This is a genomic window from Bacillus basilensis (genome assembly GCF_050630465.1).
GTDB lineage: Bacteria > Bacillota > Bacilli > Bacillales > Bacillaceae_G > Bacillus_A > Bacillus_A basilensis.
Genome location: NZ_JBNTQO010000004.1, coordinates 347872 through 368070, shown reverse-complemented (window position 1 = coordinate 368070; position 20199 = coordinate 347872). Strand labels below are relative to the sequence as shown.

The following is a 20199-nucleotide window of genomic DNA, read 5'->3' as shown; positions in this document are numbered from 1 at the left end:
CCCTCTATTCTTCAACTTTTATAACGTGATTGCCATCAAAGAAGTATAAACATTTCTCTTTTACAGGATGTTGTAAGCTTTTCTCGAGTGCTTTTGCATATAGCGAAAGCTGCACTTTATATCGCTCTTCTAAAATTGGTTTCGCTTGATCGAATCCACCTGGGAACTTCCCTTCAATCGTATCCGTTTTAAAGTCGATTAACGTGATGCCATCTTCCTCTTCAATCATACAGTCGATAACACCTTGGACAAGAATCGTTTCGTCGCTCTTCCCTTGCCAATCTTGATATGCTTCTTCTGCTGCAAGCATCATCGTAAAGGGTACTTCACGCTCAACACTTTTCGCCGCTAATACCCTTTTACCTAGGTCACTGTCAAAGAATGAAATGACTTTTTCAATCGTAATTTCTTCCGCCTGCTCAAATGTTAATAATTCCTTATTTACCATTCCAGCAATTTGCTCTTGAAGAACTTCAATCGTAATCGGCTTCTTCAAATCAACATGTTGCATAACAGCATGGACTGCTGTTCCGCGCTCTGCGTATGTTAGCCCTTTCTTCTCCATAAAGCGTGGACGTGTTTTAATTGGCGCACGTAGTTTTTTAATAAAGGCGTTATCGCTACCTTCTTCAGATTGATAATTTCTCTTTATTTCTGTAACAGATTGCTTCGCACGATGAGATGTCGCTTCCTCATATCCATACTTCCACATTAATCTATCGTACACTTCTTCTTTCCGTTCACTTTCTAACGGAACAGCCTTTTTCTCACGAAGTGCTTCTAACAACTCTTGCTTCTCTTCTTGAACTGGCTCTGGTGCAAGTAACGTGTTACCGTCTACAACTTCTACTTTCCAGCTAGTGTCATACCCATAAACTTCATCTGGAATGCTTCCTTGTCCTAATTCAAGAAGCATTTCACTATCACGATGTCTATATAATGAAGGTGCAATCCAGTCTAAATAACAAGATGCCCCGGCACGTATATGATCTGGTAATAACCATTCACTATGCTCCCTCGCATCAAGCCATTTCTCCATTTCCTTAGTTGCATCTTTCACTGTTCCGATTAAAATTAACTTCTCTTTTGCACGCGTTAATGCTACGTATAATACGCGCATTTCTTCCGCGATTAATTCCATTTTCATTTTACGCTTAATTGCTAGTTGCGATAATGTCGTATATTTAATTCGTTTACGCGGATCAATGAACTGCGAACCGAAACCGAAGTCTTTATGCAGTAAGAAACGTTTCATTAAATCTTGTGTATTAAAACGACGACCAAGTCCAGCTACAAATACGACTGGGAACTCAAGTCCTTTACTTTTATGAATCGTCATAATGCGAACGACGTCTTCTTGTTCACCTAAAGCTCTCGCTGTACCCATATCATCACCGCGTTCTAAAATACGCTCAATAAAGCGTAAGAAGCGGAATAACCCTCTAAATGATGTTGCTTCATATTGTCTCGCGCGGTCATATAGTACACGCAGGTTTGCTTGCCTTTGCTTTCCAGCTGGTAAACCACCAACGAAATCGTAATAACCTGTCTCACCGTACACTTTCCAAATTAAATCAGAAAGTGACTGTTGACGCGCGAATTCACGCCATCCTTGCAGTAAGTTATAGAACCACTCTAATTTATCATGTAGTTCTTGCTCTTCTTCAAGTGGTGCCCCTTTTAAGAATGAGCTCATTACTTCATAAAACGAACCTTTCTTTCCGTGAGCACGAAGCGTCGCAAGTTCTTCATCATTTAATCCAACGATCGGTGAACGAAGCACTGCTGCAAGCGGAATATCTTGCATCGGATTATCGATAACGCGGAAGACGTTCATCATAATATTTACTTCTGTCGCTTCAAAGTAACCAGTCGCAAGATCAGCGTATACTGGAATTCCTTGCAGTTTTAACTCTTCCATAATTTGCGGCGCCCACGGCATGGAGCGAAGTAAAATAACGAAGTCGCGGTATTGTACAGGGCGCATACTATCCGTTTTACGATCATACACTTCATAACCTGAATCGACCATCGCTTTAATGCGCTGCGCCATAAGACGAGCTTCAAGCTGTGCCTTTTCTACTTCCGCACCTTCTTCACCGTCTAGTACTTCTTCTTCCGTTTGCTGAATACATAATAGCTCAGCCGCTACATCTTCACCTTCTGGGTAGCTAGCACCTAACTTTAATTCAGCGTCAGCATCGTAATCGATTTCCCCAACTTCTTCGCCCATAATTTGTTTGAAGATGAAGTTCGTGCCTGCTAGCACTTCATGACGACTACGGAAGTTTTTCGCTAAATCAATTTTCATTCCGCCGCCCAATCCTTCTTGCGTGAAACGTTTATATTTTCCTAAGAATAGTCCTGGTTCTGCTAATCGGAAACGATAAATCGACTGCTTCACGTCACCTACCATGAACAAGTTTCCTTCACTCTCTGAGTCTTTCGTTACGAATTTAATAATCGATTCTTGTACGAAGTTCGTATCTTGATATTCATCGACTAATACTTCAGCAAATTTATTACGATATTGAAGCGCTACTGCTGATGGCTTCATTTCACCATCTTCACTTTGTTCACTTAAAATTTGTAAACAGAAATGCTCTAAATCTGTGAAATCGACCATGCCTTTATCTCGCTTCATCGCTTGGAAACGCTCTGTAAATACTTTTACAAGCTGTACGAGTTTTTCTAATACAGGATGCATATCTTGAAAATCTCGCAAGAAACTTTCAGGTCTGCGGCTAAATAGCTCTTCTTGCAATTTCTTTACTTCATCTTTCGCTTTATTACGAAGAGAGTCTACTTGTTTTACAACATCCTCGTTGTAATCACTTTTCTTAATCCGTTTTAACGTTTGCCACGATACACTTTGCATCGCTTCATACACACTTGTCCATGACTCACGAGCAGCTGATGATAACGTTCCAAGTAAAGCTAAGTCTGTTTGCAGGGTTTCAACGCGAGGTGCTGGACCGTCAGGATGCATTGCAAGTTCAGTCGCTTTACGAATATGCGCTTCCGCCGTTTCAATCTGGAATTTCACATCTTCTAATAAATACGAAGCATATACTAAATCTTCAATTGTCTTTCCTTCCACATCGTATGCCTCTACTAATTTATCAAGCCATTTTTCCGGATTTGGATGTGCTCTTGATTCTGTATGAAGCGCTAAAATCATACGCTGTAAATCATCGTCACTACGGTCACTCGTATAACGATCAACGAGTTCAAAGAATATCGCATTATCTTCAATTCCATACTCTTCTTCTAATATGTCATCTAACACTTCTTCTTTTAATAATTCGTTTTCTGTTTGATTCGCAATGCGGAAACGAGGATCCACATCAAGCATGTAATAGTATCCTCTAATGACTTGTAAACAAAATGAATGGATCGTCGAAATAGAAGCTTTATTTAATAGGCTCAGCTGCTTTCTTACGTGCTGAGATCCTGGTTCATCAATTAATACTTTTTCTAACGCTTCTCCGATTCTATTTTTCATCTCTTGCGCCGCTGCATTTGTAAATGTTACAACGAGCAGGCGGTCGACATCGACTGGGTTTTCTTCGTTTATAATCTTTTTAATAATACGTTCAACTAATACTGCTGTTTTACCTGATCCGGCTGCTGCTGCTACTAAAATATCACGTCCGTTCGCTACAACGGCTTTCCACTGGTCATCTGTCCATTGACTTCCTTCTGGTTTTTTAGGCCAATTTTCTATCATTCTCCGCCAACCTCCTCTCTAATTTTCTCCATCGCTTCACTATCTTTCATATCTTTTAACGTACGGAATTGATTATCTTCAAGTGATTCATCGAACTGACAAACCGATTTGAAGTTACAGAACGTACACGCCGCTTTATTCCCCTTTTTGTAAGGAGCAATATCGATTACACCTTCTGTAATATCTTTTCCGATATTTTCAAACGTATGGTGTACGTATTTTTGGAGTACGTTAAACTCTTGTTCACTTGCAATGCTAGAACGCGCACTAAAGCTACCGTCTTTTTTCAAACCAGCAGAAATAATATCTGAGCTTCCTGTTGAAAGTTTGTTATCCATTAAACGAACAACGTCAGCATCTCCTAGTACGAGCCCTTTCATTTTGAATTTCTTTAAAATTTCCTTTTCAATTTCTGCTTCAGATGCGTCACCTTTCACCTCAACGATTGGGTTATGAATGTGGAAATACAATACACCAGCTGGTGATGCTGTGCCGCCTTTTTTCATCCACGTCTGTGCATTTGAAGTAACAACATCTAAATACGTTAACATTTGAAGAGCTAATCCGTAATACACTTCCGTTAAGTCTAACGCTTTTGAACTTGATTTATAGTCAATAATACGTAGGAATGTCCCGTTTTCGTCTTCTGCCTTATCAACACGGTCAATACGACCAACTACTTCCATCTTCACACCATTTGGTAATGAGAATTCCATCGGCGGAAGTGATCCTGTACCGCCCATACCGAATGGCACTTCTAAATCAACTGGTACGAAACCGCTCGACTTCGCATGTTCACGCAGAATAATTGACGTACGGAAAATAATTTGTTGTAGTTTTTGTTTTAAATAGAAATGACGATTTGAGCTTAATAAAATTTGTCTTTGTAATAACGGTGCAATTTCTTCTATTACTACAGCAGAAAGATGTTCACACTCTTTTATTGATAAATCCGCCCAAGTACGGTTCTCACGTAATAGCCTGTCTGCAATTCTCTTCAGCGCTGCATGGAATAATTCCCCGATATCCGGCGCATCCAATTTGAAAATATCACGCTCTCTTAATGATAAACCGTGCTGCGCGAAATGAGCGTACGCACAACGGTTAAATAGTTCCATACGAGAGACGCTTCCCTTAATTGTATCTCCGTATAAATCTCTACTTACAACTGTGCTTAATTTCTGCGCACGATTTCGGTAGAATAAACTTGATAGCACGCGGCTACTTTTTTGCTTCCATTCATCTGAAGTGACGTAGAAATTATATACATCCCACCAAAAGTCTAAATTCCCTTCAAATCCATATCGTTTCCACGTTTGAAGTTGCTGCATAACATATGACAACGTTACTTCTGGCGTTGCTACGTATGAAATTTGTTCCGAACGTGATAAATCATTTACGTCATTCGTAATAAACGATTCTTTCACATCAGGGAACATTCTTTTTATTTTCTTAATAAAGCTAGACGCAAGTAACGTCTTTCCTTCTTCGTCTGCGAGCGGACAGGAAATATATAATTTCTCAGTTGCTCTCGTTACCATTTGGTACATAACGAACTGTTCTTCTAATAAAGTTTGTCTCGTCGTTGGTGCTAATTCAATTCCTGCCGCACCAAGAACATCTCTTTCCTCATCAGAAAGCATACCTTCATCCATAGGTGCTGCTGGAATGACACCTTCATTTACCCCAATGACGAATGTTGCTTTCACATTTGATAACCTAGAACGATCAATGTTAGCAATTAACACTTGGTCTAATGACGGCGGAATGTTTGCGAATTGAAGCGCCTCAAGACCTGTCGACATAATGTCTGTGAACATAGAAAGTGACATTTTCTCTTCGCCAAGCATCTCAACGAACGTATCAAGAAGACTCATTACTTCTTCCCATACTTGCTCATGATCTGTCGCAAATAAGAAATCGCCGCTCTCTTCTGCACGAATACGTAATGCTTCTAGTTTTTTCGGAACATCCAGCTCTTCTAAAAATAAGTAAACAGCTTCACACATTTGCATAACTGTTCCCGCACGCTTCAGTCTTTTTTGCATACGAATAACAGGCGTTCTTACAACGTCGCGCAATCGATTTATTTTCTCTTCCATTTCACGTTCACTGTCTGTAATCATCCCGTTCGTATCGTCAAGAGAACGATAGCGTCGATACATCCACGGATCCTCAGAAATCCATCTCTTCCCTTGTACACCGTACGCTAAACAGTAGTTTTCAAACTCATCCATCTCTTCGCGCATTGCTTCTTTTCTTACGTCTAATGGATATAAAAGCTCTGTTTTCACGCAGCGAAACACTGCATCATAACGCCAATTCCCGCTAATAATCTCGAGTGCTGACCGAATGCATTCTACTAGCGGATGATGTGACATCGGTCGTTTTTCATCGATGAAGTGCGGGATATTATAATCTGTAAATAACGTTCGCATCACATCGTAATAACTTTCCCCGTTACGAAGAAGAACTGCAATATCGCGGTAACGATAATCTTCGTCCGCCACAAGTCTACGAATTTCACGAGCAACACCTTCTACTTCAGCTCGCAAATTAGCTGCTGTACTAATCGTTACACTCGCTTCACCGTGAAACTTTTCATTTGGACGTGCTTCGTAATGCGTTTCTAAATGCGCTAATGCTTGCGAATGAAAACGTGGCTGTTCCATAAGCGGAATCGTTTTTTCAATTTCTATCTTCTCTTCACGTGCTACTTGTTTTATTTTTTCATACGTTAACGTCGTTTCATAAAATAGATCTAGTTCATTTACTGGCTGTGCTAACGTCTTTTCATCTATCGTTAACGTAATCGTAACTCTCGCTCCGCAAATCATAAGCTGTCTTACAATTTCTAGCTCTTGCGGTGAAAACGAATGAAATCCATCTATATAAATTTCAGCCTGATTTACATATTCAGACTGCGGAAGCTTTTCGACTAGCAATTGCAGGTAGTCTTCTGAATCTAAATATTTTCCGATTAAAGCACGCTCAAAATCATCATATAGTAATTGTAAATCATACACTTTATTCGCTAATAGCTTTTGTTCGGCACTGCTACTATGTGCATCTAATTGTTGCCACATTTCATATACGTTAGATGGCGTCACGTTATATCGTTTAAACTCCGCAATCATGCTGCCAAGATGTTCAAAAAAACCGTTTTGCTCCGCTGCCTTTTGGAACACCGATAATCCATCTTTACGAGACTCTACAATTTTACGAAGTAACATATGTACGCCCGCTTCATCAATGTGAAGACGACTCGCTCCACCAACTTCTTGCAATACCTTCCACGCTAACCGTGAAAAACTAAAAACTTGTGCCCGAATAGAACCTCTAACATCCTCACTACCAATTAACGCCTGCTGCGTTTGGAATGTCATCTGTTCTGGCACAAGATATAATATTGTTTTCCCTCTTGGACGCTGCTTTAACTCTTCTTGCACTTCGTGTAAACAAAGTGTACTTTTTCCACTTCCCGCTCTACCAATCACAAATCGAAGTGACATGTAACCCCACCTTTCACTTACATAACGAACGTTAGTTTGCTACTATAATTGTATTATAGGACACGAAAAAAGACAAACAGAGTAGTTTGTCTTTTTCTATACTTCTACCTATTATATCAACCTTTTGAAAAATTCGTTTGCACCTCTTGAAGTGGCCAATATCGTAAATCAACTTTACCGACAACTGTATCAGCTTTTACAAACCCAAAGTGTCTACTATCCCAACTCCCGAGGCGATTATCACCTACCACAAAAATATATCCCGGTGGCACCGTTTTTTCTTTCGTTAACTCTTCTAGTTTAAAATCACCTGTTAGTTGTCGTCCATCTATCTCTTTCTTATACGTTTCTAAATAAGGTTCATCCACGAATTGTCCGTTTATATATAGTTTATCATGCTTATATTCAATTTGATCCCCAGGTAAACCGATAATTCGTTTTACGTAGTCCTCTTTTTTATTCGCATGAAACACAACAACATCAAACCTATTCAAGTCCCCCACTTGATAACTCACCTTATTTACAACGAGCATATTGCCATCTTGTAATGTCGGCATCATTGACTTCCCCTCTACAACGTACGTTGAAAAGAAAAACGTTCGAAAAAATACAGCTAATAATACACCAATTAAAATTGTTCGTATCCACTCTATGCCTTCTTTTTTCAAAGTTTTCTTCATCCGCTTCTCCCCTTATCCTTTAATCATGAAGCTTTCCTTTACAAAGAAGACTATTCTTAATGTAGTTCTAACTTTACTTCAATTTTCTTACCGACATACCATAAAATAAAAATACCAATTGCTACAATGACTGATTTCACTGGATTATGAATAAATGACATTAAATCATGACCGATATACGTTAAAATAAAAATCATCACAAGCTTTCCGAACGCAAGCGCGAGGCCAAACTGCTTTACACTTATGCGAGATAAACCAGCGACAACGTTTATAAGCGCAGACGGTGTAAACGGAAAACAAAATATGACGAAAATCGGTGCGAACCCTTTCCTTTCAATCCATCCCATTGCCTTTCGTACTCTCTCATGCTTATTTACAAAAGAAAAGAAACGACTTCGGCCAAAATGGCGAATAATGAAAAAGACAAGTAAGGCACCCATTACTGATCCAAGCCATGAATAAAGAAAACCGAGCCAAAATCCAAATGCAACAGCATTCGCCAATACAAATACGATGAGTGGCAATGCCGGAATTAGCGCCTCTATCATCGGTAAACCAATACCAAGAAGTGGTCCGAACGCTTTATAACTTTCAACAATATGATCCATATTTTCTGGTGAAAAATACTCTTTGATTGTCTGAAAATCCATTCTACACTTTACCCCTTTACTCTAAGTACTACCTCTACTGTATCATTGCTTATATAAAAGAGGAAATGGTAGATACGACATATGGAGATGTAATTATTAAGTTTCCATATCTTTCATTAGAATTCCTTCATTATTATGCTATGATAATCTATCAATATTCGACAGGACGTGTCGTACGTTTTGTTATTTAGGGAATGGCAGTTTTTTTGCATGTGCGATTTCTCCAATATATCAACTTACCAACAAATAAAAAGGATGGGAGTTCCCCATCCTCTCACACCTCGTCTTCTTTCACAAAATACACTTTCTCATATGCTGGTCTTAATCTAGATTCTTCATTTTTATCAATCTCTTTAAAGCAAGGGTTCCCTTGTTTTTTCCTACGATCTTCATATTCAGTACGCAATTTCGCTGTACGATTTTGTTGATTTTCAAAACTAGTTTTAGATATCTCTAACTTCACCGCAAAGCCATTTATAAATCTAATAATAAGGTTTCCATCTTTTAATTCTTTATTACTTTCAATATAAAAGTACGACAACCACGAGCACTCTTTTCTAGAATAAGAATAGGTAGGGAAAAAATAAATTTGATCGGTCGGACTAATGGCAATCGGCGCTTTATGTGTAATATGAGTTAACTCTTTCGTTCCTTCTTTTCTGCCTAAAAAACTAGAACCATGCTTGCGGCAACTTCTTTCTATAATATCTAGAGGCTTTTGAAATACGAAAAAAGAGTCTTGCACTTCAACAACTCGCGTAACAATTTTCTTTTCACTGAGAATTACAGGAAGTAAGGCCATTGTATTTTTATTAACAACGTAGTTTTCGACATAGCGTTCCACTTTACTTTCCATATTCCACTATCTCCTTTTTCCATTTATTTTAGCAGCTGCATGTATAATTTTAGCATCTATGAAAAGGAAATGGCTTACAGATTCCGCTTTTTTACAATACTTTATCATTTATCAAATTTCTTTTAAATTATAAAAAACAAATATAGTGATTAAATAATAAAAATCCACATAAACTGTATTTATACTATTAATAAATATTTACAATTGCTTCCTCATTTCGTATCATTACGACAATTAACTTTGCTATAATTAAAAGAAAAATCCAATATATGGAGGTCCACTATGGAAGAAAAAGAAATTCAACCCACGATTCAAATGAAAAATAGTAGCATAGTGATTGTGAAAAACTCAGCTAGTATTATTTTCGGCTTATTTTTCCTACTACTATTCTTTGCAAAACCTTTTCGTAAATCGAAATGCTCTGAATGTAAAAAACGCGAGAAGAAAAAAGTTGAAAAAGAAGAGTAAAAGGCCTTCCATTTTTGGAAGACCTTTTACTCTTCTTCATCCTCAAAAAAACCGACGATTTTTTCTTCTTCATATTCATATTTTCTTCCAAGATTCTCTGTATCTCTTTTAATTTGTAAGAGAACTATATATCGCTCCTCATCCAAAACAGAAGAATGCGATTTCTTCAAATCAATTAAGGTCACTTTATCATGTTCATACGTTTTCGCATATGCTTTTATCTCTTCAATCGTATTGTGTAAGTCTTCTTTATTTCCCCTGCGAACATCGAGTATTACTTCATTTGTATACCTCTCGATCATATATATCCCCCGTTTTCCCCTAATATAATCATTATGCTCGTATATGACAACAAAAAAAAGGATGGCAGCAGCCATCCTTTTTTCCATAATAAACTATAAAATTATAGTTTGATTACGTTTTTAGCTTGAGGTCCACGGTTACCTTCTTCGATTTCGAAGCTAACTTTTTGACCTTCTTCTAGAGATTTGAAACCTTCAGTTTCGATTGCAGAGAAATGTACGAATACGTCGTTTTCGCCTGGAACTTCGATGAAACCGAAGCCTTTTTCGTTGTTAAACCATTTTACTTGTCCTGTTACTGCCATGATTATTTCCTCCTAAGAAAATACATTTTTAATTTTTTTAGTTTTCCTATCTAAAAAAAGAATCCACACATTATCAAATACGAAACATAAACTAGTTCTCACATACTTTTTCTCGTTCGTTTTCAGCACTTGATAATATATGGATTGCTTAATTTAACTATTCAACTGACATTATCATAGCATATTTAAAATGAAATGTACAATCTTTTTTAAAAATAGAATTTCTAATTTTTAGTATTTCTTTTAAAATATAATCATCTCTATTCCAAATAAGGAGGAATTCATGACAGCCAAAATCCCTAAAAAAACATTAAAGAAAATTGAAGAGGATATTGAAAATAATAATCTTGGTAAGGCAAGAGATAGACTACATGGCCTCATCTCTACATACCCGAATGAATTATATCTTCGAAAACAACTTGGAGACATTTATTATAAATTGCAATATCCAGAAATGGCTGGACGTTACTGGTATTTAGAGGAACATAAAACAGACATTATGCATGAATCATGTTTATTATTTGAAAAATCAATGGGAAATGATCCTTATCATATTTCACGTGCTTTAAAATTCAAAGGAGATTCTATCCATATAAAGAGGTTAGATAAAGATCAAAATTTATCTTTAGTACAGAAAACAGTAGTAGAAGAATTAGTTTATGAGTATCAGGAAACATGGCAAGATAAGTTGGTCCCACTTAGCTGTCTAGTATTTCTTGCTTTCCTTCTTTTTTCTGCCATTGTTGGTATATTCACTATATGGAATTGGATTTTTTAATTATAGGAGGAATTTTTACATGTCAAACTACGCTAACGAAGAAAAACTAACTGGCGGAAACGTCTCAAACGTATATCGTTCTGAAAATACTGTGCGGCGAGAATTGAAGCCAGACAGTGCAAAAATTCATAAGTTATTACAGCATCTAGAAAACAAAGGTTTTCATCATGCTCCAAAGTTTTTAGGTATAGATGAGAAAAATAGAGAGATTTTATCTTTTATTGAAGGAGAAGCTGGGAATTATCCTTTAAAAGAATACATGCGGTCTAATGATACGTTAAAAGAAATAGCAAAGATACTTCGCCTTTATCATGATGCTGTAAGTGACTTCCCGTTATCCGATGATTGGAAAACGATGGATCATACTCCAAATAACATTGAGGTTTTATGCCATAACGATTTTGCCATATACAATATTATTTTTAATCAAGAAAAACCAGTAGGCATTATTGATTTCGATGTTGCTGCTCCTGGACCAAGAATTTGGGATATCGCTTATACGCTGTATACTTGTGTACCTTTAAGTAGAGTGTATTATACAGAATCGGGTGAGGCAGTTCATTATGAATCGGCACAACATGCTGACTCTATAAAAGAAAGAGTGAAATTATTTGTCCAGTCCTACGGTAAAAGTATGGACGAAGATTACTTAGGAATGGTGCTACTACGTCTAGAAGCGTTATGTACATATATGAACGGAAAAGCACAAGAAGGCGACTTAAATTTCAAAAGAATGATTGATGAAGGACATCTGGAGCATTATGAAAAAGATATGCAGTTTATTCGTGAGCATAGAGCTGAGTGGATTTGATACTATTGTCTTTTTTGTCGGTAAGTCGATATATTAGAAAAATCGTTGATATCATTTCATTTACTCTCGCATCTCAAACAAAATAACAAGAGGCACCCATTCAAAAGGTGCCCCTTCCTTTTATTTCGTAAACTGTGCTTCTTCGGTGGATCCTTTTAATGCTGTCGTTGATGAAGTACCGCCTGTAATAACTTGTGCTACTTCATCAAAGTAACCTGTTCCTACTTCTCGTTGATGACGAGTTGCAGAGTAGCCATGTTTTTCTGCTGCGAATTCTGCTTGCTGTAGTTCAGAGTACGCTGCCATACCGCGCTCTTTATAGCCTCGTGCTAATTCGAACATGCCGTAGTTTAATGAGTGGAATCCAGCAAGTGTTACGAACTGGAACTTATAACCGTAAGATGCGATTTCTTTTTGGAAGCTCGCAATTGTTTTCTCATCTAGTTTTTGTTTCCAGTTAAACGAAGGTGAACAGTTATATGCAAGCAATTTCCCTGGATGCTCTTTATGAATTGCGTCCGCAAATCGTTTTGCATCTTCTAAATTTGGTTCAGATGTTTCACACCAAACGAGGTCTGCATAAGGAGCGTATGCTAAACCACGTGCAATCGCTTGATCAAGACCTGCTTTCGTACGGTAAAATCCTTCTGGTGTTCTTTCTCCTGTAATAAACGCTTTATCAACAGGATCTATATCGCTCGTAATTAAATCTGCCGCATCCGCATCTGTTCTTGCAACGATAATTGTCGGCACTCCCATTACATCTGCAGCAAGGCGTGCAGAAATTAAATTACGCACCGCTGTTTGCGTTGGTAGTAATACTTTTCCGCCTAAATGACCGCATTTCTTCTCTGAAGATAATTGATCTTCAAAATGCACGCCAGATGCACCTGCTTCAATCATACCTTTCATCAGTTCAAATACATTTAATTGTCCGCCAAATCCAGCTTCTGCATCTGCTACAATCGGCACGAAATAATCTGTATCACCACTTCCTTCCATATGCTGAATTTGATCCGCACGTTGAAGCGTTTGATTAATTCGTTTTACTACAGCAGGTACACTGTTCGCTGGATATAAACTTTGGTCTGGATACATATGGCCAGAAAGATTCGCATCAGCCGCTACTTGCCAGCCACTTAAATAAATTGCTTTTAACCCAGCTTTTACTTGTTGCATTGCTTGGTTTCCTGTTAATGCACCAAGTGCGTTAATGTAATCTTCCGTATGAAGCGACGCCCAAAGCTTTTCAGCACCGCGGCGAGCTAACGTATGTTCAATATCAATTGACCCGCGCAGGCGAATTACATCTTCTGCCGAATATGGACGTGTGATCCCTTTCCAGCGATTATCTAGTTCCCAGCTCTCTTGTAATTTCTCGATTCTTTCGTTTTTCATTTGTTCCATCCCCTTTTCACTTTTTATAAAATTTCATAACCCGGTAATGTTAAAAATGGTACGAATTCATCATTCCGAACGAGATTTGTAAACAACGTTGTCGCCTCTTGGAATCTCCCTTTCTTAAAGGCTTCTTTACCAATCTCTCTTTCTATTTTTGCTAATTCTTCTTCTTTTAGCTCTTCCACTAGTTCAAACGTAATATTACGGCCATCATTTAGTTTTCCACCTTCATGACGAATCCATTGCCATACTTGTGCCCTAGAAATTTCGGCTGTTGCCGCATCTTCCATTAAGTTATAAATTGGTGCTGCTCCCCGTCCGCTTAACCAAGATGCAATATATTGAATGCCTACACTAATATTCATACGAAGGCCTTCTTCTGTAATCGTTCCCACTGGCACTTCTAGTAAATCTTTTTCTGTTACATGTATTTCTTCTCGTTTTCTAAAAATTTGATTCGGTGTTTTCATAATGTGATTAAATACTTCCATCGCGACTGGTACAAGTCCCGGGTGGGCAACCCAAGTCCCGTCATGACCGTCTAAAGCTTCACGCTCCTTATCAGCACGCACTTTTTCAAAAGCAGCTTCATTTGCTTCCGGATTATTTTTAATCGGAATTTGCGCTGCCATTCCTCCAATAGCTGGTGCATTACGACGATGACATGTTTGAATTACTTTCAAAGAATACGCGCGCATAAACGGCGCCGTCATCGTGACTTGTGCTCTATCTGGAAGTAAAAAGTCGTTATGATTACGGAATCCCTTTAGAAAGCTAAAAATATAATCCCATCTTCCGCAATTTAATCCAGCAGAATGATCTTTAAGCTCATACAAAATTTCATCCATTTCAAACGAAGCGTGAATCGTTTCCAGTAATACCGTTGCTTTAATCGTTCCATTTGGAATACCGATATATTTTTGAGCAAATACGAAAACATCATTCCATAACCTTGCTTCTAAATAGCTTTCCATTTTCGGTAAGTAAAAGTATGGCCCGCTTCCTTTTGCTAAAAGAGCTTTCGCATTATGGAAAAAATAAAGTCCGAAATCTACTAAGCTACCAGACATATTCTTCCCATCAACTTGCATATGTTTTTCTTCTAAATGCCATCCTCTTGGGCGCACAATTAATACTGCTGTTTTACTATTCAAACGATATTCTTTTCCGTTTTCATTTTTATGTGAAATCGTTCCCTTTACTGCATCTCGTAAGTTTATTTGACCTTCAATCGCATTTTCCCAAGTTGGTGAATTCGAATCTTCAAAATCCGCCATAAAAAGATGTGCTCCTGAATTTAAAGCGTTAATAACCATCTTTCTATCTACTGGTCCAGTAATCTCTACGCGGCGATCCTCTAAATCTTTTGGCAATTTAGCAATTGTCCAATCCGCTTCACGTATGCGCTTTGTTTCTTCTAAAAACTTCGGAAACTCTCCTGCATCAATTCTCTTTTGTTTCTCCGCACGCTTTTGTAAAAGTTCTATGCGGCGCTCATTGAAATTTTCATGTAGTTCCTTTAAAAAACTAAGCGCCTCAGGTGTCAATATTTCGTTGTACGCTGATAACATTTCTCCGACGAGTGTAACCCGTGAAGTTTGCGTCGACATATTAGCATCCCCTTCTTAAACTGTTTTATAACAGATTTGATTTTATGTTTTATATTATATAACAAATCTTCAGAAAAGGAAGTTTTTTTTGAAAATTTAATTGATTTTTTATAAAACTGTATTCTGCCACCAGCATTACACATAAAAAAAAGGCCAGTGTTATACAACACTGACCCCTGTTTATTAAAGCGCTCTAAATAAGAACTGCGCATATTGTTCACGTGTTACTTTCATGTTCGGAGCGAAGTTACCATTCCCATCTCCTACTGAAATACCATTTGAACCTACTGCATTAATTGCATTTTCTGCCCAATGTCCCTTTGGTACATCTTTAAATCCTGCTGGTCCTTGTACCTTTAATCCAAATGCTCTCGTAAGAACTTGCGCCATTTCTGCACGTGTTAACGTATCTTTTGGTCTGAAGTTTCCTTTCTCGTCACCTGTAAAGATACCTAATTCTGTTACTGCTAACACTTCGAAAGGAAACATCGTTGAGTTATCATCAACAATATCATTATACGGGCTTTCTAATTCCTCATCTTCACCAAATTCTTCATCAAGATCCAGTGCACGATAAATTAAAGCGGCTACCTGTTCACGAGTTACGTTATGTCCAAAACCGAACACACCATTTCCATAACCAAGCATAATTTCTTGTTCTGCTAAAGTTTGAATTGCTTCATAAGACCAATGTCCTGCTGGTACATCTTTAAAGATTGCTTGACTTGCTTGTTGTGGCTTTGCAGCTAATTCAGCTTTTGCTGTAGTCCCTTCAGCACTAAATGCTATTCCACCCATAATTGTTAAAGCTGTTGCTACTTTTAAAATTTTTTTCTTCAAAGTACTCTCTCCCTAAAAACATATTTTTTTCTAATATAAAGAATTAACGAAAGCGTAACAATACAATTCCCATGTGATTTTTGTCTAATTTATGAACTATATTTCATATACTTTTATTTACACTCTATTAATAATAAAGTTACTAAATCTCATATTTAAACAAGAAAAAGTTACTTTATTCAATCTCTTCTTATCCACTAAATTCCAACAAATAAACTATGAACAGAAAATTGATATACTTATAAATAATATAAAACAAGAAAAAAGCGTGGGATTTCCGCGCTTTTTTCTTGTTTTATATTATATCGATATAATTTAAATGTCCTTATATTTTAACTTTCATTCATAATCTTCATCTTTTACAGGAAAATAAAAAACAGCTCTATTTAAAAACGTTGCATATTGCTCACGCGTTACAACTTTACTCGGTTCAAAATTCCCATTTCCTGTCCCTACTATGACATGATTAGACTGCAGTGCACTAATCGCATTTTTTGCCCAATGATTATTTGGTACATCTTTAAATGTATGGTTCTTCTTCATCTCAAATGTAAATGCGTTTGTAAGAATTTGCGCCATTTCTGCGCGTGTCACTGGTGCGGCTGGTCTAAAGTTTCCTTTTTCATCACCTTTAAAAATACCATGCTTTGTCAATACTAAAATTTCATCTAAAAACATTGTTGCCCTCTCAGAAATATCTTTGTATGGATTTTTTAAAGGTCCTTCTTTTTTCAAATTCAATGTACGATACAGTACTGCTGCTACTTGTTCTCTTGTTACATTATCACCTACACCAAACTTACCATTTCCATAGCCTAACATTACTTTATTGTATACTACGTCCATTATATCGTCATATGCCCAGTGGTTTACTGGAACATCATCAAAAACAATCATTTCTGGATATTCTTCTGCTTTTACGTTTGGAACATTTGTACTTACAAACAAGCCGCCCATAATAGTTACCGTGGCCATTATACGTAACATGTTCTTCTTCATTGCCCTCTCCCCTTTATCTCCATTTGAAAAAACGGAAAATAATAGACTGAAATCCTTCCCAATATTACATATGTTGCCTTTGCACCATTTATGCAATATATTACATTTAAAAAATCTATTATTGTGAAAATCACTACTAAAGGAGAGCCAATTCGCTCTCAATTTCAATTTTTATACCGAATTGTACGCAAATCATTTCTCTTTCCTATGGTCATTTAAAGGTGTTTCTATACATTAAATATTCTACTTTTTTCAAAAGAAATCCTTCACATTTTAAAAGTTCATTTTCTAGACAAAAAACGCAAATATATGTTGTTACTCCCTATATATCGACGTTTCGATAAAGGATATCAACTTAGCTGCAAAATAAGAAAATAATAACCTATCTACTAATAAAAGCTCATAATAAGCGGAAGATATCTCTTCTACACATTATGAGCTTTCTCTTTATCTATTCCATTTTCCCTGTAGCATTATCAATTGATCGTTGTAAAAACTTCGCAAATTGCCCACGTGTAACGAGCATTTCAGGCTGGAACTTGCCATCTCCCGTTCCTACCGCTACTTTATTAGACTGTAATGCGCTAATTGCATCCCTTGCCCAATGGTTTTCTGGTATATCTGTAAATGTATGCGGACTCTTCGCTTTCAACTCATATGCTTTCGTTAAAATTTTTGCCAATTCTGCACGAGTCAGTGTATCTTTCGGACGGAAGTTTCCATTTTCGTCGCCTTTAAAAATACCGATATTTGTTAAATGTAAAATTTCGTAAGGAAACATTGTTGACTTCCCGCTAATATCCCCATATGGATTCGCATCAAATACACTTCTTTTTAAACCCAGTGCACGATGTAGTACTGCCGCTGCCTGTTCGCGTGTTATATTATCTTCTGTCCCAAACTTACCATTCCCATAGCCATACATAATGCGATGATATACTAAATTCGTAATTTCATCATATGCCCAATGATCTGTTGTTACATCATCAAATTCTATCATAATATTAGGACCAGATTTTTCGATAACATCTGTATTTGCAGACACACCATTTGCACCTACAAATATTCCTCCCATTAAAGTTAACGATGTCGCTACCTTTACTAGCTTTTTCATCACTCTCATCTACCTTTTCCTTTATTTTCCTATCTTTTATATTGTACAAAAAATAAGAAAATTATCAATAGAATATGATCTAATTATTTACAATTATGAATACATTTTTTCTTTCACCGCTATTTTTTCATCCTTCGTTTTCCGAAAAGTAAAGGCCATTCCTACAAATATAAGGATAATCCCTACTACTTGCATACTAGTCGGTCTAAATCCGGTAAAGACTGTATCTAATAGTATCGCAACAGCAGGATCCAAAAATACTAATACAGAGATCATTCTAGTCGATAAATCTCTTAAACTGTCAAAAAATAAGTAATATACAAATCCAGTATGTATAAGACCTGTCGCTGTAATCATCATCCAGTTCATCTCTGTTAATCCTTGAAACTTGCCAAAATCTACGAATGGTAGCAATAAAAATATACCTAAAAATGTTTGTAAAAATGTCATCGCATATGCGCTCGTATGCCGAATTCCTTTTCCTAATAAAGTGGTAAAAGCATAAAATAGTGCTGCAAGAAGTGCCCATACCATGCCAGATGACATAAGTTTCTCAAGCGATACATTTCCATCTACCCCAGCTACTAAAACTGTACCGATAAAACAAATAGCAATAGACAAAACAGCAAACATTGTAAGTCTCTCTTTAAATACGATACTACCAATCATTAATACGATGATTGGTGCAAGATGATAAACTGAAATCGCAATTGTAATCGACATAACTTCAAACGCTTTAAATAGAAATACCCAGTTGAAAACGAGAAATACACCGCATGCTAATATTTGTACAACTTCTTTTTTATTCCATTGCTCACTTTTATACTGCCCTGTTACGAGCCAACATAATGCTAAAAATATAGTCGCACAAATGCAACGAACGAATACTAATTCAAAAGACGGTAAACCCGTTTGAACAGAAAAGAATCCAATTGACCCGAAAATAGACATTGAAAGGATCATTTTTATAGCCGGCATTGATTTTTTATTGTACAATCTTTCTCTCCTCCTACAATTACTCTCTTATAAACTAAAAATTGTAAAAACATTACATATTATTATATATTACAATCGAAAAATTGCAAAAAAATTAGAATATAACGAGCGACATCACACAAAATTTTCATAATAAAAAATCATCCTTTTGTATTCCACAGGATGATTTTTTATATTTATTGAGAGGACTCTCTCTATATAAAGACTTACATATACTCTACTATTTTTGAAGAGTAAATTGGGAAACTATCTGTTTTAGTCCTCCTGCTACGTTGTGCAGATGTTCAATTGAAGCCGAGATCTCTTGAACAGATTTTTCTTGCTGTTGAATAGACTCTTTTACCCTATCAGTTCGATCAGATGACCTTTGAGAAATTTGCGCCATGTCTTCTGTAGAAGCAGAAATCTCCTCACTACTCGCTGCAATTTCATCTGTAGACATAGATACCGTTTGAATTTGCTCAGATACTTGCTGCACTTTTTCTGTAATTGTTCCAAATACTTTTTCTGTATGCATTACTACTTGAGTACCTGCCTGTACCTCATTATCTACTTTCCCCATCATATGTACCGTATGGTTCGTTGTTCCCATAACTTGAGTAATAAGCTTCTCAATTTGTTTTGCAGAATCACTAGATTGTTCTGCTAATTTTCGTACTTCATCTGCCACAATTGCAAATCCTCTACCACTTTCCCCAGCACGTGCAGCCTCAATTGCGGCGTTTAATGCTAATAAGTTAATCTGAGAGGTAATACCTTGCATAACATCAATGATTTTAACAATTTCTTCTGATTGTTCTTTCATAGTCTCTACTTGTTTCACACCGCTATGTACTGAATTTTGGATTGTATCCATCTGTTGAATCATTTGTTTCATTAATTTGTTACCACTCTCTGCATCTAATGCTGATTGAGCAGACAATTCATTTACAGAGGATGATGTATTCACTATGCTCTGCATTCCTTGTGTCAACTCTTCCATCGCACCCGCGGTCTGTTCCATTGCTTGCATTTGACTCTCTGCACCATTGGCAACTTCTTCAATATCCATAGTGATTTTCTTTGCTGCACCGCTAGATACCTCCGATGCAGATACTACTCCGTCTGCATGTTGGAATAAAAGCTGAATATTATTCTCTACTTCTTG

17 protein-coding genes are annotated in these 20199 nt (G+C 37.0%); 3 read left to right on the top strand and 14 right to left on the bottom strand.

Going from position 1 to position 20199, the window contains the following annotated elements; all coding sequences use genetic code 11:
- Positions 1-4: 4 nt before the first annotated feature.
- From addA to ACQVV1_RS11195, 5 genes are all read right to left on the bottom strand, one after another.
- Positions 5-3730 (bottom strand): helicase-exonuclease AddAB subunit AddA, encoded by a 3726-nt coding sequence (gene addA, locus ACQVV1_RS11215; RefSeq protein WP_431168882.1) that lies wholly within the window; start codon positions 3728-3730, stop codon positions 5-7.
- Positions 3727-7242 carry a helicase-exonuclease AddAB subunit AddB gene (gene addB, locus ACQVV1_RS11210; RefSeq protein ID WP_242250952.1) on the bottom strand — a complete coding sequence of 1172 codons (3516 nt, stop codon included), beginning with the start codon at positions 7240-7242 and terminating at the stop codon, positions 3727-3729. The genes addA and addB overlap by 4 nt, the downstream gene beginning before the upstream one ends.
- A 116-nt stretch (positions 7243-7358) precedes the next feature.
- Positions 7359-7922: a signal peptidase I gene (gene lepB, locus ACQVV1_RS11205; protein WP_431168881.1), complete on the bottom strand. Its 564-nt coding sequence runs from the start codon at positions 7920-7922 to the stop codon at positions 7359-7361.
- A 56-nt stretch (positions 7923-7978) separates the two neighbouring features.
- A complete protein-coding gene (locus ACQVV1_RS11200) occupies positions 7979-8572 on the bottom strand; it encodes a TVP38/TMEM64 family protein (RefSeq protein ID WP_000347517.1) in 594 nt (197 codons plus the stop codon).
- Positions 8573-8846: 274 nt separating this feature from the next.
- Positions 8847-9428, bottom strand: coding sequence for a competence protein ComK (locus ACQVV1_RS11195; RefSeq protein WP_431168880.1), 582 nt, complete (start codon positions 9426-9428; stop codon positions 8847-8849).
- Positions 9429-9710: 282 nt separating this feature from the next.
- Here ACQVV1_RS11195 and ACQVV1_RS11190 point away from each other — a divergent pair, with 282 nt between their 5' ends.
- Positions 9711-9896, top strand: coding sequence for a hypothetical protein (locus tag ACQVV1_RS11190; RefSeq protein ID WP_431168879.1), 186 nt, complete (start codon positions 9711-9713; stop codon positions 9894-9896).
- 26 nt (positions 9897-9922) lie between these two features.
- Here the strand turns inward: ACQVV1_RS11190 and ACQVV1_RS11185 are convergent, their stop codons facing one another.
- Together ACQVV1_RS11185 and cspA are read right to left on the bottom strand one after the other, a co-directional pair.
- The gene (locus tag ACQVV1_RS11185; RefSeq protein WP_063224649.1) at positions 9923-10198 is read right to left on the bottom strand and encodes a hypothetical protein; all 276 of its coding nucleotides are present in this window, start codon (positions 10196-10198) and stop codon (positions 9923-9925) included.
- A gap of 101 nt (positions 10199-10299) precedes the next feature.
- Positions 10300-10503, bottom strand: coding sequence for an RNA chaperone/antiterminator CspA (cspA, locus tag ACQVV1_RS11180; protein WP_000301522.1), 204 nt, complete (start codon positions 10501-10503; stop codon positions 10300-10302).
- Positions 10504-10786: 283 nt separating this feature from the next.
- Between cspA and ACQVV1_RS11175 the strand changes: the two genes are divergently transcribed.
- Entirely contained in the window at positions 10787-11281 is a 495-nt protein-coding gene (locus tag ACQVV1_RS11175) for a DUF6584 family protein (RefSeq protein WP_431168878.1), read from the top strand.
- Positions 11282-11300: 19 nt separating this feature from the next.
- A complete protein-coding gene (locus tag ACQVV1_RS11170) occupies positions 11301-12092 on the top strand; it encodes a phosphotransferase (RefSeq protein ID WP_242250948.1) in 792 nt (263 codons plus the stop codon).
- A 120-nt stretch (positions 12093-12212) separates the two neighbouring features.
- Here the strand turns inward: ACQVV1_RS11170 and aceA are convergent, their stop codons facing one another.
- The 7 genes from aceA to ACQVV1_RS11135 all read right to left on the bottom strand — a co-directional run bounded on the left by aceA (position 12213) and on the right by ACQVV1_RS11135 (position 20064).
- Positions 12213-13490, bottom strand: coding sequence for an isocitrate lyase (gene aceA / locus ACQVV1_RS11165; RefSeq protein WP_060629908.1), 1278 nt, complete (start codon positions 13488-13490; stop codon positions 12213-12215).
- Positions 13491-13513: 23 nt separating this feature from the next.
- Positions 13514-15103 carry a malate synthase A gene (gene aceB / locus ACQVV1_RS11160; protein WP_431168877.1) on the bottom strand — a complete coding sequence of 530 codons (1590 nt, stop codon included), beginning with the start codon at positions 15101-15103 and terminating at the stop codon, positions 13514-13516.
- Positions 15104-15286: 183 nt separating this feature from the next.
- Positions 15287-15943, bottom strand: coding sequence for an S-layer homology domain-containing protein (locus ACQVV1_RS11155; RefSeq protein ID WP_063224654.1), 657 nt, complete (start codon positions 15941-15943; stop codon positions 15287-15289).
- A gap of 339 nt (positions 15944-16282) precedes the next feature.
- Entirely contained in the window at positions 16283-16942 is a 660-nt protein-coding gene (locus tag ACQVV1_RS11150) for an S-layer homology domain-containing protein (RefSeq protein ID WP_063224655.1), read from the bottom strand.
- Between the two features lie 451 nt (positions 16943-17393).
- Positions 17394-18065, bottom strand: a complete 672-nt coding sequence (locus ACQVV1_RS11145; protein WP_431168876.1) for an S-layer homology domain-containing protein — start codon at positions 18063-18065, stop codon at positions 17394-17396.
- 84 nt (positions 18066-18149) lie between these two features.
- Entirely contained in the window at positions 18150-19052 is a 903-nt protein-coding gene (locus tag ACQVV1_RS11140) for a DMT family transporter (protein ID WP_431168875.1), read from the bottom strand.
- A 220-nt stretch (positions 19053-19272) separates the two neighbouring features.
- A complete protein-coding gene (locus tag ACQVV1_RS11135; protein WP_431168906.1) occupies positions 19273-20064 on the bottom strand; it encodes a methyl-accepting chemotaxis protein in 792 nt (263 codons plus the stop codon).
- Positions 20065-20199: the final 135 nt, after the last annotated feature.